Here is a 13122-nt window from a genome sequence, read left to right on the forward strand (position 1 = left end):
GTTCCCCCAGGGGCAAACGCGATCGTGCCTTTGCGACGCGCCGAGTTTGCGCCTCAGCTCGCGCGATCCAACCGGGCGGCCAGGGCGTGCTCGTCGACCACCAGCACCGTCCCGTCGGCCGTCCGCAGCGTCCCCGCGATGAGCGCGCCCGCCGGCCCGGCGGGCGAAGGCCCCAGGGCCCCGGCGGCGGGCTTCTGGACGTGCGTCACCTCGCCGGCGATCAGGCCGAAGCGCCGGCCGCCGACGCTCAGGAGCAGCAGGTGGCGGCCGTCCGTGCCGAGGACGTCCAGCACGGGCAGCGCCTCGCGGCCGGGACGGAGCAGCCCGGCGACCCCGACCGGGGCCGGCGCGGGCAGCGGCACCACGTCCAGGTGGTCCACCACGCCGCGCACGACCGCGACGGGCAGTGCCAGCAGCCCATGCGGCGACGTGAAGCAGACCAGGGCGCTCATGTGCCCGGGTTCCCGAGCCGGTCGGCGAGCAGCCGCGCAAGGTCGGCGACCGCATGCCCGCCGAGCTCCTGCTCGATCACCTCCGGGTCTGCCGCGCCGAGGGCGCGGTGGGCGGCGCGGAACGCACGCTCGGCCCCTGGGTCCCCGGCCGCCTCCAGCGCAAGCCCGAGCTGCAGGTGCGCCGTCGGGCTCGACGGGTCCAGGTAGGCCGCCTGCCGGAAGAGCGTCGCGGCCTCAGCGAACGCCCCGGCGGCGTGCTCGCGGGCTCCGGCTGCCAGCAGCTCGGCCGGGGCGACACGGCCGACGACCGGCGCCGGGTCGGCGGCCGCGGACAGCGCAGCCGCCCGGGACGACCGGCGGCCGGCCTGCCCCGGGTCGACTGGCGCCGCCGGCCACCGAGCCACGGCGGGATCCGCCGCCCGCCCCGACACGGTCCTCGTCGCTCCACGTCCATGCGCACGCTCACGCCCACCGGCATCCGCATTCCGGCGACCGCGCCCGCCGCCGCCGCGCTTGTCCGTCCCCCCTCCCGCCGCCGGCTCTCCCGCCGGCGCATCGCCGGCCCGCCGGTACGCGAACCCGTCCGCCAGCGGCTCCAGGGTGAAGCGGTCCGACAGGTGCCAGAGCGACTCGGCCGCCCCGACCACCAGCAGCGTCCCGGCCGGAAGCCGGTCGTGCAGGCGCTGCAGGAGCGCGGTCACCGCCGGCCGCTGCGCGTAGATGAGCACGTACCGGCAGAGCACCAGGTGGCAGGCGGAGGCGAGGCCCGGCAGCGGCCCGCGCACGAGGTTGTGGACCCCGGTGCTCACGTGCTCGCGCAGGTGCTCGCCGATCGTGAAGCGACCGTCATCCGTCGCCTGCAGGTGGCGCACGCGCCGGCCCGCGTCGAGGCCGCGCAGCTCGCGCTCGCCGTAGACGCCTGCGGCGGTGTGCGCCACCGCGGCCGGTGAGAGGTCCGTCGCCAGGACGCGGAAGCCCGGCCGGCCCGCCTCGTCGAGCAACATCGCCAGGCTGTAGGCCTCCTGCCCGAGCGCGCAGCCGGCGCTCCACACGGTGACCGGGTCCGGGAGTGACGGCAGGACGTCACGGGCGAGCGCCTCGAACACGGCCGGGTCGCGGAAGAACCGCGTCTCCTGCAGCGTGACGGCCTCCACGAGCTCGCGCTCCGCGGCGGCGTCCCCCGCCTCCAGCGCCGCGACGAGCGTCGCCGGCGACCGCCCCGCCGCGTCGAGCCGCTCCAGGCCGGCGTCCAGGCGTGCGAGCGCGGCGGCGTCGAACGCCAGCCCGGTGCGCTCCTCGAGCGCGCGTTGGGCCCGGTGCCGCAGCACGGTCAGCCGCTCAGCAACCCGGCCGCGAGCTGCGCGATCGCCGGGCCGGCGGCCTCTGGCGTCAGCACCTGCTCGGCGGCGTCGAGCTCGCGCGCGGCCCGCGGCATCCCGTCGACGATCGCCGACTCGCCGTCCTGCGCGAACGTCCGCCCGCCGGCCTGCCGGATCGCGAGCAGCCCGCGTGCACCGTCGTCCCCCATCCCCGTGAAGACTGCGGCAATCGCCGCGCCCCCGGCGTGGGCGGCAACGGACAGCAGCAGCTCGTCGGCCGACGGCCGGGTCATGAGCTCAGGCTCGGGATCCAGCGCGAGCCGGCGTCCGGGCTGGAGCCGCAGGTGCACGTCGGCCGGCGCGACGTACACGACGCCGGGCCGCGCGACCGACCCGTGGGCCGCGACCTCGACCGGCATCAGCGTCGTCTCCTCGAGCCAGCCGGCGAAGCTCGCCACGAACTCGGGGTGGATGTGCTGCACGACCAGCACCGGCGCCGGGACGCCGCGCAGCGCGGAGATGACCGTCCGCAGGACACCGGGGCCGCCCGTCGACGCGGCGAGCGCGATCACCGGTAGCCGGTCGCGGCGGTGGGTCGGGACGATCGCCGCCGGTGGCTGGTGGCGACGGGCGACGACGGGGACCCGGCTCAGCACCCGCAGCCGCCGCAGCAGCACCTGCGCGCCGTCGGCGCTGAACGCGTCCTGCTTCGGGAAGACGTCGGACGCCCCCGCGGCGAGCGCCTCGATGGCCGGCGTCGACGAGCGCTCCGGCGCGTGGACGGAGAGCACGAGGATCGGGACCGGCGTGCTGCTCATGATCTGCCGGATCGCGGCGACGCCGCCGTAGTCGGCGTCCCCCGCCCCGGGCAGCTCGAGGTCCATGGTGACGACGTCCGGCCGCAGCTCGCCGACGACGCGGACCGCGTCCTCGACCGTGCCCGCCTCGGCGACGACCTGCACGCCGGGGTCGCCGGAGAGGACGCTGACGATCTGCGCGCGCTGGGTCGGCGAGTCCTCGACGACGACGACGCGGATGGCTGGTTGGGCGCTCATGCGGGTGGCTCCTGTCCGAGCACGCGCGCGACGGCGGCCAGCAACGTGGCCGCGTCGAACGCCTGCTTGACGATGTATCCGTCCGCGCCGGCCTGCAGGCCGCGGGCACGGTCCTCGGCATCGTTGCGGCTGGACATGATGAGGACGGGCAAGGACGACAGCTCGGGCCGCGAGCGGATCGCCTCGATCAGGCCGAAGCCGTCGAGGTTCGGCATCTCGATGTCGGTGAGAACGACGTCGGGGCGCTCGTCCGCGAGGCTCGCGAGCGCCTCCATGCCGTCGGTGGCCGCGCGGACGCGGTAGCCGGCGCGCTCGAGGATCGACCGCTGCAGCTCCCGGACGGTCAGCGCGTCCTCCACGATCAGCACCGTCGCGGCCACTGCCCGTACATCGGCCGCCGCAGCCGGATCTGCTGCGCCGCCGGCCGACCGCCGGCGGACGTTCGCCGCCCGTGCGGCGACCGCGATCGGATCCAGGACGAGCAGCACGGTGCCGTCCGACTCGATGCTCGCGCCCGCGACCAGCTCCAGCGGCGGGACGACGTCGCCGAGCTCCTGCAGCGTCACGTCCCGCTGCCCGAGCAGCGCGTGCACGCGCAGCGCGACGCGCCGGCCGCCCGGCGCGCTGACGACCACGGCGGCGGGACCCCGAGCGTGCCCGGCCTCGTCGGCGCCGACCACGGCCGCGAGCGACGTGACCGGCACGATCTCGCCGCCGACCCAGATCGCCGCGCCGCCCTCCAGCGGGACGAGCGCCTCCTCGAGCGCCTCGGCCACGCTGACGACCGCGTGCGCCGGGATCGCGTAGCGCTCGGTCGCGGACCGGACGACGAGGCAGCGGACGACCGCCAGCGTGACGGGGACCGAGAGCGTGAAGACGGTGCCGCCGCCGGGTCGCGACGTGACCTCGACGCTCCCGCGCACGCTCTCGACCTGGGTGCGGACGACGTCCAGGCCGACGCCGCGGCCGGACACGGGGGTGACGGTCGCGGCGGTCGAGACGCCCGGCTCGAAGATCCGGTCCAGGAGGTCGCTGTCGGTGAGGTCCGGCTCACCGACGCCGGACCGCAGCGCTGCGAGGTCGATCCCTGCGCCGTCGTCCTCCACGTGGACGACGAGGCGGCGGCCCGCCGTCTGGGCTCGGACGGTGACGGTGCCGGTCGCGGGCTTGCCTGCCGCGATCCGCGCGGAGGGTGTCTCCAGGCCGTGGTCGACGGCGTTGCGGACCAGGTGCAGCAGTGGGTCCCGCAGGGCGTCCAGGACACCGCGGTCGAGCTCGAGGCGCTCGCCCTCGAGGGAGTAGGCGACCTCCTTGCCGGCGCCGCGGGCGACGTCGCGGACGGCGCGGCGGAGGGGTTCGGCGATGGCGGCGAGCGTCACCATGCGCGCGCGGAGCAGCTGATCCTGCAGGCTCTCGAGTGTCCGGTCGAGGTCGGCCATCGCGGCCTCGACGTCGGGGTCCGCCGCGTGCTCCGGCCCGATCGCGCCGAGGACCCGCAGACGGGCCGTGCGCGACTCGCCCGCCAGCCGGACGAGGCGATCCAGGCGGTCGCGGGGGATGGTCATCGTGTCGAGGCTGCGGGTGCCGCCGGCGACCCCGGTGGCGGGGAGGGCGGGGACGGACGGGACAGCGGGGCCGGCCGCAGAGGCAGGGGCAGGGGCCGCGGCGGGAACGGGAGCGGATCCGCGCGGATGAACGTCCGTTTCCCCGTACTCGGCTGCGGGAGAAGGGACGTTCACCATCCCGGGGGGCGCGGGGGGCGCGGCATCGCGGGTCGCCAGCGACTGGAGCCGGGGCACGAGCCCAGGGTCCGGGACCACCACGTCCTCCTCCCCCGCCAGCAGCGGCGGGATCATCGTGCGCAGCGCGTCGACGGTGTCCAGCGTCACGTCGGCGAGCTCGTCGTCCGCGGGAAGCTCGCCCGAGCGCACCCGCGAGAGCAGATCCTCGAGCGCGTGCGTGAGCGCGACGACCGTCGGCAGCCCGACGAGCGTCGCCGACCCCTTCAGCGTGTGGGCCGCCCGGAACATCGACGCGACGACGCCCGCCCCGCCCGACTCGAGCGCGAGCGCCCCCGCCGAGAGGCGATCGAGCAGGTCGGCCGCCTCCTCCGCAAAGATCGCCCGCAGGTCCGGGGGCCCGCTCACCCGGCCGCCCCGGTGATCACGGCGGCGAGCGCGTCGAGGTCGAGCAGCGTCGCGACGCCGTCCCCGGTCCGGTGCCGGACCAGGCCCAGCGGCAGGTCGGACTCGCCGACCGCCTCGTCCAACACGACGCTCGACGGGTCGTCCCCGCCGGCCAGCGCAAGCGGCCCGCGCGCTGTGTCGACGACGGCCGCCGTCGCCGCGACGCGCAGCGGGCCGACGCCGAGCACCGCCCCGGTGTCGACCACCGGCACCACCTCGCCGCGGACGTTGGTGACGCCCAAGAGCGCACCGGCCGCGTCGGGCAGCCGCGTGATGACGGGCTGGGACAGCACCACACGGACCCGCTCCAGCCGGACGGCGTACCGGTCCCCGCGCACGACGAGCAGCAGCGCGCGCAGACCGCTCGGGGCCGGTGCGCGCTCGGCGTACGCGTCGAAGGCGAAGGGCAGGTCCATGCCGGCGGCCGTCAGCCGGCCGCGCCCGGACCCGGACCCGGACCCGGTGGCATGACCCAGGACGGCTCGGGCGTCCCGTCGGTCACGCGGAACTGCGCCGCCACCTGATCGAGCTCGACCGCCAGCCGCGCGATCTGCTGCGCGGAGCCCGCGATCTGCTGGCCCGACGCGGCGGCCTGGCGGCTGGTCGCGCTGACCGCGCCCATCGCGTCCACGACCTGGTCGGTCGCGACACGCTGCTCGTCGGTCGTGTACCGGACCTGGCTCACGGCGTCGGTCACCTCGTCCATCAGCGCGAGCCCGTGCCGCATCTGCTTGGAGCCCGCCTCCATCGCCATCACCGTCGCGTTCGTCTCCGCCTGCGTCGCGGTGATGATCTCCTTGATCTTGCCCGCCTCGCCCTTGGACCGCTCCGCGAGGCGGCGGACCTCGTCGGCGACGACGCTGAACCCGGCGCCGGCCTCCCCGGCGCGGGCCGCCTCGATCGCGGCGTTCAGCGCCAGCAGGTTGGTCCGGTCGGCGATCTCGTCGATGAGCACGAGCAGTGCGCCGATCTCGCCGACGCGCCCGGCGAGCGCCAGGGTCCGCTCGCTCGAGGCCTGGATGTCGGCGTCGGCGCTCTCGAGCGCGTGACCGGTGTCCTTCGCCCGCTGCTCGACGCCGCCGACGCTCTCGGCGATCGACTGCACCGTCGTCGCCAGCTCCTGCATCGTGCCGGACGTCTCCTGCGCGGCGGAGCTCTGCTCGTTGGTCGTCGTCGCCATCTCCTGCGCGGCGGACGAGAGCTCCTGAGCGGCCGACGAGAGGTCCTGGCCGGCGCCGCGGAGCCGCCGGGCGAGGTCCGAGAGGTTGGCGACCATCTGGTTGAAGGACCGCGCGAGGTCGGCCGTCTCGGCGGCGCCCTTGGGCACCACCGACACGGTCAGGTCGCCCTCGGCGACCCGGCGGGCCTGTGCCGCGAGCTCGCGGACCGGGCGGGTCGCCGACCGCGCGAAGAGGACGGCGAACAGCGCCACGAGCAACGAACCCAGCACGCCGACCAGGATCGCCAAGTTGCGCTGCTCGCGGATCGGCTCGAAGGCCTCGTGGGTGTCCTGCCGCACGTCGGCGGTCCAGCGCGGAACCGTCGCCGGCGCGTACCCGCCCAGTGCCTCGTTGCCCGTGGACGCGACGAAGCGCGTCGTCCCTGTCCGGCCCGCGGCCGCGAGCGCGGGGGCACCGGCGGTCGTGCGGTCAGCGAGTGGGCGCCGCTCCAGCATCGCGCGCGCATCCCGCGGGCGGCCGAGGCCGGTCCGCCAGATCAGCCGCCCCGTCGAGTCGCGGATCACGGCCTCGCCGGAGTCGCCGTAGCGGATGTCGGCGACGAAGCCGGCGAAGTTCGTCTCGTCCAGGTCGCCCAGCACAATCGCGACCGGCGCGCCGGTCCGCCCGAGGACCGGCTGCGCCAGCACGGTGCGCAGCGTCCCGCCGGCCGCGAACGGCTGACCGATGGCTGCGGCGCCGCGCGTGGCGGCGGCGAACCAGTCGGACGCGGGCCGTGCGAACGACCGCGAGCTGTCCGTCCCTGCCAGTAGGCGTCCCTGGGCGTCGACGACCTGGACCGCCTCGAACGCAGCGCCGCCGTCCCGCAGGATCGCGACCGTTGCGTCGCGGTCCTCCACGTCGGCGGCCTGCAGGCTGCGCGCGATCTGCTGCAGGTCCTGTCCGCGCTCGCGGAACCGGACGTCGACCCGGGCTGCCAGCACCGACGCCGAGTTCTGCAGGCCGCTGCGCGCCGCCTGCTCGAGGCTGTCGCTGGCGTTGCGGACGAGCAGCACGGCAAGCACCGCCGTGAGCGGGACGAAGGCGAGCACCATGCCGGCCACGAGCCGGGTGGCGAATCGGTCGCGCAGGCGCGACGCCGGCCTGGTCTCGGCTGCTCCGGTGTCCATTCGGTGCCGAGTGTAGTCCGCATGGCCCGGTAGGTTTCGGCGCGCTCGAGAGTTCAGAACCGCCTCCCGGCGGCCGATGACTCCACCAGTCCCATGCCCTTGCCGACCACGCCTGCGGCCTTCGCCGCCCTCAGCGGCGCCGACCTCGTCGCCGCGCTGCCCGACGGGGCGGTCCTGTTCGGGCCGGACCGCGTCGTGGTCGACGTCAACCCCGCGTTCCTCGGGATGATCGGCCTGCCGCGGGAGGCCGTCGTCGGCCTGTCGCCGCCGCACCGCTGGTGGCCCGCCCCGCCGGCGCCCGTCGCAGCCACCGGGCAGCGGGCCGAGCGCCCGGTCACGCTGACGCGGGCCGACGGCTCGACGTTCCCCGCGCTGATGACCGAGGCGCCGCTCCCGGGCGGCGTCGGGGTGCTCTGCCTCGTCCGCGACAACTCCGACCGCGTCGCGATGGAACACACGCTGCGCGGCACGCCGACCGGGCTCGCCAACGCGTTCGAGAGCGCGCCCACCGCGATGATCATCCTCACCGGCGAGGAGCGGCCGGGTGTCCTCGCGCGTAGCAACCACGCGTTCCGGGCGCTGACCGACCACGCGGAGGACGAGCTCGCCGGCCAGCCTCTGGGCTCGTTCGCACATCCGGAGGACCGCGCGATCGTCGAGGCGACCATCGCCGGGGCGATCGCGATGGAGGAGCCGGTCCGCGAGACGCTGCGCCTGCGCCGCCGCGACGGCGCCACGCGCTGGGTCCAGCTGTCCGTCCGCGGTGTCCGCGTCGACGGCCTCGGCCTCGTCGAGTACCTGCTCGCGCATCTGGAGGACGTCACCGACCAGCGTGCCCTGGAGGCGGACCTGGCCCGCCAGGCCGCCACCGACGCGATGACCGGGCTGCTCAACGGCCGCAGCTTCGAAGCACGGCTCGACGACGCCGTCGAGCACGGGCTCCCGGCCGTGGTGCTCGCCATCGACCTCGACAGCTTCAAGGCGGTCAACGACGAGCACGGGCACCAGGCCGGCGATCAGGTCCTGCGGACCGTCGCGGCGCGGCTGCAGGCCGCCGCGCGGGCGAGCGACGCGGTTGCGCGGGTCGGCGGGGACGAGTTCGCGATGCTGTGCCTCGGCGTCACCGACGAGGAGAGCTGCGACCGGGTGGTCCAGCGCGTCCAGATGGCGCTCGCCGAAGCCCCCGCCATCGCGGCGAGTGTCGGCGCCGCGCTCGTACGGCCCGGCCGCACAGCGGCCGACGTGCTGCAACGAGCCGACAAGGCGATGTACGCGCGCAAGCGCGGCCGCTGACCCGGGCGTTCGGGCGCCACGCGTCAGCGCAGGCCGAACGCGAACGCGGCGTCTACGTCCGGCGCGGTGTCCAGCAGGCCGACACGCTGCGTGAACACCGCCCACTGCTCGATGACGGCGCGGCGGAGCGTCAGCTCGGGATCGACGATCGGGCGCAGCGCGGCGAACTGGGCCCGGACGAGTCCCAGGTCCGCGTCGCCGGACTCGCGGGCGATCTCGCGGATCGCCGGATCCGGATCCTGCCGGACGCTGCGCGCGCCGTCGCGGATCGCGCGCAGGGTGTCCAGGACGCGGCCTCGCTGCTCGCGCAGAAGCCGGGTCGTGGTGACCAGCACGACCTCCGGGAACCGCGGCGCGCCGTACTCGTCGATGCGGAACTCGTTGAAGCGCCGGCCCTTCTGCTTCAGGACGATGCCCTCGACGTTCCAGAAGACCGGGACCGCGTCGACCTTGCGGCCCAGCAGCGCGCTGACCGCGGCGAAGCCGATGGTCACCTGGCGGATCGATCCGTAGTCGCCGCCGTCGTCCTCGACGATCGCCTTCAGGAACGGGCCGTCGGACGGGAGGCCCGAGACACCGGCCGTCCGGCCATCGAGGTCCTTCGGCCGGGAGATCTGCGGCTGGGTGACGAGAGCACCGAGCGGGCGCTGCACGAGGGCGCCGATGGCGACGACGTCTGCGCCCTTCGCGCGGGCAATCGCGAGGTCCTGGATGTCCAGCACGCCGACGTCCGCGGCACCGCTGGTCAGCGCCTTCAGGGAGTCGGGCTGGCTGCCCGGCCGCTCGACGTCCAGCCGGATCCCGTGCCGGCGGTCGGCGCCGGTCCGCGCGGCCGCGAAGATCGGCGCGTGGACGGCGTTGGGGGTGAAGTCCAGCGCGATGCGCACGGTCGCGGGTGCCCTGCCGGCGTCCTCGTCATCGCCCCCGCATCCGGATGCGGCGAGGGTGAGGACGATCGCGGCCGCGGCTGCGAGGCGACGTGCTGTCGGGCGCGGGACCATGGTGGTGGACGCTACGCGAGGGGCGCTGCGGGCGGTGTCGCGGCCGGGCGTCCGGTGCAGGCTGGTGCGTCCGGTGGCCCCGACCCGGCGGGCGGCACCGGCGACATCCGGAGCGGGCGGGACCGACGTGCTGATCCTGCCCGCTCGCTCGCGGGGATGTGGCAGGCTGGGCGGGTGGGCGTCACGGACGACACTCGCAGCGCCTGCCGCGCGACCGCAGCGTCCGCGCAGCAGGTCCGCATCGTGCCCGGGGCGCTCGACCGCGTCACTGCGGGCGCGGTGCCGCCCCTGGACCCGGGGGTGCACTTCGTCGACGGCGACCCGGCCGCGGTCGCCGCGTATGTCCTCGTCCTCGACGCGATCAACTTCGGGTCCGGCTGGTTCGCGGAGCTGCCGGGCCTGGGCTACGAGCCGGTGGCGCAGGCGCTGACCGACTACTGGCGGGCCGAGGGCCCGCTGGACGCGGCCGCGCTGCGGGCCGCGGACGCGGCGTTCGTCGCCGACCTCCTCGGGCAGCCGGCCGAGCACGCGCTGATCGGCCTCTACGCCCGCGGGCTGCAGGAGCTCGGCGGCGCTCTGGGCGATCGCACGGCGCTCGAGGTCGTCCGCGACTGCGAGCCGTCGGCCGAGCGCGTCGTGACGTGGCTGTCGGCGCTGCCCATGTGGCGGGACACGGGTTTCCTCAAGCGGGCGCAGATCGCCGCCAGCGACCTGGCGCTGGCCGGGGTCGCCCGGTTCACCGACCTGCACCGGCTCACCGCGTTCGCGGACAACGTCCTGCCGCAGGTCCTGCGCCACGACGGCGTACTCGAGGTCGTCGACCCGGCCCTCGCTGCCCGGATCGATCGGAGCGAGGTCCTCGCGCCGGGGCCGGCCGAGCGCGAGCTGCGGGCCTGCGCCGTCCGTGCCTGTGAGCTGCTGGCGGCGCACCTCGGGCTGACCGAGCGCGAGCTCGACAACGTCCTCTGGACGCGCGGGCAGGCGCCGGCCTACGCGAAGCCCCCGCTCCCCCATCGCACGCTGTCGACCTTCTACTGACGCGGCCGGCAGGCCGCTGCGACCGGAGAGCTGCGAGCGCACGGCGCGACACGTGGCGGGAATGAGCAGCGGACGCCCGAGTGCCGAACGTCGGTTCCCCCGTCCCCTGGCGCGGGAAAACCGACGGTCGACGCCACCCCACCCCGCGGCCCATCACCGAACGTCGATTTCCCCGTCCACAGACGCGGGGAAACCGACGGTCGCTCGACCGGGCCGGCCGGCCGGGTCAGCCGTCCGGCGCCTGCGCGGCGCGGCGCAGCAGGCCGATCGCGGTGCCGCGGACCTCGTCCAGCGGCCGCCCCTCGTCCTGCGCGAGCAGCGCCATCTGCACGATGCCCGCCGCGATCATGCGTGCCATCGGGACGGGGATCGAGGTCAGGCCGAACTCCGGCTCGTGTGTCCGGAGCTCCTCGACCTGCTGGTGGATCATCTCCCCGGCGCGGGCGTTGAGCGTGCTGACGAGGCGCCGGCCGCGGTCGCCGGCGAGGTGCAGCTCGCGCAGGAACGCCCGCATGAGCAGCGGGTCGGACTCGAGCGTGTCGAGGTAGGCGCCGACCGCCCGGTCGAGCCGCTCGTCGGCGGTGCCCCCGGCGGCGACCGAGGTGGCGATCTGGGCGATGTTGCGCGCGGCGTGGGACTCGAGGAGCGCGACGAAGCAGTCGGCGAGGTCCGCGAAGTGCTCGTAGAACGTGCGGCGCGACACCTTCGCCTCGCGGACGACGTCGGCCAGCGTGGTCTGCCGGAACCCCTTCGCGCGGACCGACACGGCCATCCCGGCCAGCAGGCGCGCACGGTGGTCGACCGGCGCCGCCGACGTGTCGGCCGCCTGGCCTGTGTCGGTCGGGGTGGGCATCGCCGGATTCTACGTCGGCGCCCCGACCGGTCGCTTGCGTCACCGCGCGGGCTCGCGGATCGCGGTTCCCACTGGACGCCGCTGGTACTGATGCGTACCATCAGTGGCGAGATGCCCTCCCCCACCCTTGCTTCAGTCCAGCCGTCCTCCCCGGCCCCGGACTCCCCGCCGACCGGCGAGGCGCCGCCGTCACCCGCCGGCCCGCTGGCGTCCGGGGCGACTGTGCGCCACCGGCTCCCGCCGTGCTCACCGCTCCCCGGCAGTGTCCAGACCGTGCGCTTCGTCCGCCGTCCGCTGCCGTTCCTGTTCCGCGCGCGCCGGGAGTTCGGCGAGACGTTCGGCATGCGGATCCTCGCCCGCGAGGAGCCCATCTACATGACGAGCCATCCCGATCACGTGCGCGCGCTCTTCACGGCGCCGATGGAGCTCGTCCCCTCGATGACGGCCGAGTCGCCGCTGCGGCCGATCCTCGGGACGTCGGTCCTGACCGCGAACGGCGACGCCCACATGCGACGCCGGCGCCTGCTGCTGCCGCCGTTCCACGGGGACGCGATCGCGCGCTACGCGGCCGCGATCGAGGAGGTGGTGGCCCGCGAGCTCGACACCTGGACGGTCGGCGAGCCGTTCGCGAGCGCGCCGCGCATGCAGGCGGTCACGCTGAACGTGATCATGGCCGGCATCTTCGGCGTCGAGGGCGAGCCGGCGCCCGGGACGCCCGAGCTCGGCCTGCGCGACGCCACCCGGCGCGTGCTCGCGCTGACCGAGCGGCCTGCGTGGCAGGCGGTGGAGCTGATGAACGTGCGCAGCCCCGAGCCGATCGGCCTGCTCAAGGTCACGATGGACTGGCTCGACCGCCATTACCTGCGCACGATCGCCGCGCGCCGCGCGGTCCCCGAGGCGGACCGCGGAGTCGACGTGCTGTCGCTGCTGCTCGCCGCGACGGACGAGGACGGCCGCCACCTGACCGACCGCGAGGTCCGCGACGAGCTGCTCACCCTCGTCCTCGCCGGCCACGAGACGACGGCCAACCAGCTGGCGTGGACGTTCGAGCGGCTCGTCCGCGCCCCCGAGGCCTACGCCGCGCTGCGGGACGCCGTCCGCGGCGGCGGCCCCGGCGCCACGGCCTTCGTGGAGGCGACCATTCACGAGGCGATGCGCGTGCGGCCCGTCATCCCGCTCATCGGCCGGCGCGTGCAGGCCGACTGGCAGCTCGGCGAGTACGTCGTGCCGGCGCGGTCGATCGTCTCGGTCGCGATCCCGGTCCTCCACCACCGTGCCGACGTCTATCCGGACCCGTTCGCGTTCCGGCCTGAGCGGTTCCTGGGCCGCAAGCCGGGCACGTACACCTGGGTCCCGTTCGGCGGCGGGACGCGGCGGTGCCTGGGCGCGGCGCTCGCGATGGCCGAGCAGCGCATCGTCCTGCGCGCGGTCGCCGAGCGCGTCGACCTCGCGGCCGACGACATCCGGCCCGAGCGCGAGCGGCATCGCAACGTCACGCTCATCCCCGCCCTGGGCGGCCGGGTGCGGGTGACGGCCGTCCACTGAGCAGGCAGGGCGCCGGACGTGGGAGCATCGACC

11 protein-coding genes are annotated in these 13122 nt (G+C 75.6%); 3 read left to right on the top strand and 8 right to left on the bottom strand.

The genetic code is table 11. The features are described from left to right. Positions 1-53: 53 nt before the first annotated feature. The 6 genes from DSM112329_RS18895 to DSM112329_RS18920 are packed head-to-tail and all read right to left on the bottom strand — an operon-like array spanning position 54 to position 7359. Positions 54-452: a chemotaxis protein CheW gene (locus tag DSM112329_RS18895; protein ID WP_354698107.1), complete on the bottom strand. Its 399-nt coding sequence runs from the start codon at positions 450-452 to the stop codon at positions 54-56. Then, positions 449-1780, bottom strand: coding sequence for a CheR family methyltransferase (locus DSM112329_RS18900; protein ID WP_354698108.1), 1332 nt, complete (start codon positions 1778-1780; stop codon positions 449-451). The genes DSM112329_RS18895 and DSM112329_RS18900 overlap by 4 nt, the downstream gene beginning before the upstream one ends. A gap of 2 nt (positions 1781-1782) precedes the next feature. Next, the gene (locus tag DSM112329_RS18905; protein ID WP_354698109.1) at positions 1783-2826 is read right to left on the bottom strand and encodes a chemotaxis protein CheB; all 1044 of its coding nucleotides are present in this window, start codon (positions 2824-2826) and stop codon (positions 1783-1785) included. Further along, positions 2823-4973, bottom strand: a complete 2151-nt coding sequence (locus tag DSM112329_RS18910) for a response regulator (RefSeq protein WP_354698110.1) — start codon at positions 4971-4973, stop codon at positions 2823-2825. Before DSM112329_RS18910 ends, DSM112329_RS18905 begins: the two co-directional genes overlap by 4 nt. Continuing rightward, positions 4970-5428 (bottom strand): chemotaxis protein CheW, encoded by a 459-nt coding sequence (locus tag DSM112329_RS18915; protein ID WP_354698111.1) that lies wholly within the window; start codon positions 5426-5428, stop codon positions 4970-4972. Before DSM112329_RS18915 ends, DSM112329_RS18910 begins: the two co-directional genes overlap by 4 nt. Positions 5429-5439: 11 nt before the next feature. Next, positions 5440-7359, bottom strand: coding sequence for a methyl-accepting chemotaxis protein (locus DSM112329_RS18920; RefSeq protein ID WP_354698112.1), 1920 nt, complete (start codon positions 7357-7359; stop codon positions 5440-5442). A gap of 93 nt (positions 7360-7452) precedes the next feature. Between DSM112329_RS18920 and DSM112329_RS18925 the strand changes: the two genes are divergently transcribed. Beyond that, positions 7453-8652, top strand: coding sequence for a diguanylate cyclase (locus tag DSM112329_RS18925; protein WP_354698113.1), 1200 nt, complete (start codon positions 7453-7455; stop codon positions 8650-8652). A 23-nt stretch (positions 8653-8675) separates the two neighbouring features. Here the strand turns inward: DSM112329_RS18925 and DSM112329_RS18930 are convergent, their stop codons facing one another. Further along, positions 8676-9653, bottom strand: a complete 978-nt coding sequence (locus DSM112329_RS18930) for an ABC transporter substrate-binding protein (RefSeq protein ID WP_354698114.1) — start codon at positions 9651-9653, stop codon at positions 8676-8678. Positions 9654-9827: 174 nt separating this feature from the next. On the opposite strand from DSM112329_RS18930, the gene DSM112329_RS18935 reads away from it, so the two are divergent. Next, positions 9828-10691, top strand: a complete 864-nt coding sequence (locus tag DSM112329_RS18935) for a queuosine salvage family protein (RefSeq protein WP_354698115.1) — start codon at positions 9828-9830, stop codon at positions 10689-10691. 226 nt (positions 10692-10917) lie between these two features. On the opposite strand, the gene DSM112329_RS18940 is transcribed toward DSM112329_RS18935, so the two are convergent. Further along, positions 10918-11544 (bottom strand): TetR/AcrR family transcriptional regulator, encoded by a 627-nt coding sequence (locus DSM112329_RS18940; protein WP_354698116.1) that lies wholly within the window; start codon positions 11542-11544, stop codon positions 10918-10920. Positions 11545-11655: 111 nt separating this feature from the next. Here DSM112329_RS18940 and DSM112329_RS18945 point away from each other — a divergent pair, with 111 nt between their 5' ends. After that, the gene (locus DSM112329_RS18945; protein WP_354698117.1) at positions 11656-13089 is read left to right on the top strand and encodes a cytochrome P450; all 1434 of its coding nucleotides are present in this window, start codon (positions 11656-11658) and stop codon (positions 13087-13089) included. Positions 13090-13122: the final 33 nt, after the last annotated feature.

This window comes from Paraconexibacter sp. AEG42_29, assembly GCF_040581415.1.
Classification (GTDB): Bacteria; Actinomycetota; Thermoleophilia; order Solirubrobacterales; family Solirubrobacteraceae; genus Paraconexibacter.

What these genes read in the sequence shown, in the direction of transcription:
- DSM112329_RS18895 (WP_354698107.1), bottom strand. Translation starts at nt 452, where the DNA reads ATGAGCGCCCTGGTCTGCTTCACGTCGCCGCATGGGCTGCTGGCACTG.
- DSM112329_RS18905 (WP_354698109.1), bottom strand. Translation starts at nt 2,826, where the DNA reads ATGAGCGCCCAACCAGCCATCCGCGTCGTCGTCGTCGAGGACTCGCCG.
- DSM112329_RS18915 (WP_354698111.1), bottom strand. Translation starts at nt 5,428, where the DNA reads ATGGACCTGCCCTTCGCCTTCGACGCGTACGCCGAGCGCGCACCGGCC.
- DSM112329_RS18920 (WP_354698112.1), bottom strand. Translation starts at nt 7,359, where the DNA reads ATGGACACCGGAGCAGCCGAGACCAGGCCGGCGTCGCGCCTGCGCGAC.
- DSM112329_RS18925 (WP_354698113.1), top strand. Translation starts at nt 7,453, where the DNA reads ATGCCCTTGCCGACCACGCCTGCGGCCTTCGCCGCCCTCAGCGGCGCC.
- DSM112329_RS18930 (WP_354698114.1), bottom strand. Translation starts at nt 9,653, where the DNA reads ATGGTCCCGCGCCCGACAGCACGTCGCCTCGCAGCCGCGGCCGCGATC.
- DSM112329_RS18940 (WP_354698116.1), bottom strand. Translation starts at nt 11,544, where the DNA reads ATGCCCACCCCGACCGACACAGGCCAGGCGGCCGACACGTCGGCGGCG.
- DSM112329_RS18945 (WP_354698117.1), top strand. Translation starts at nt 11,656, where the DNA reads ATGCCCTCCCCCACCCTTGCTTCAGTCCAGCCGTCCTCCCCGGCCCCG.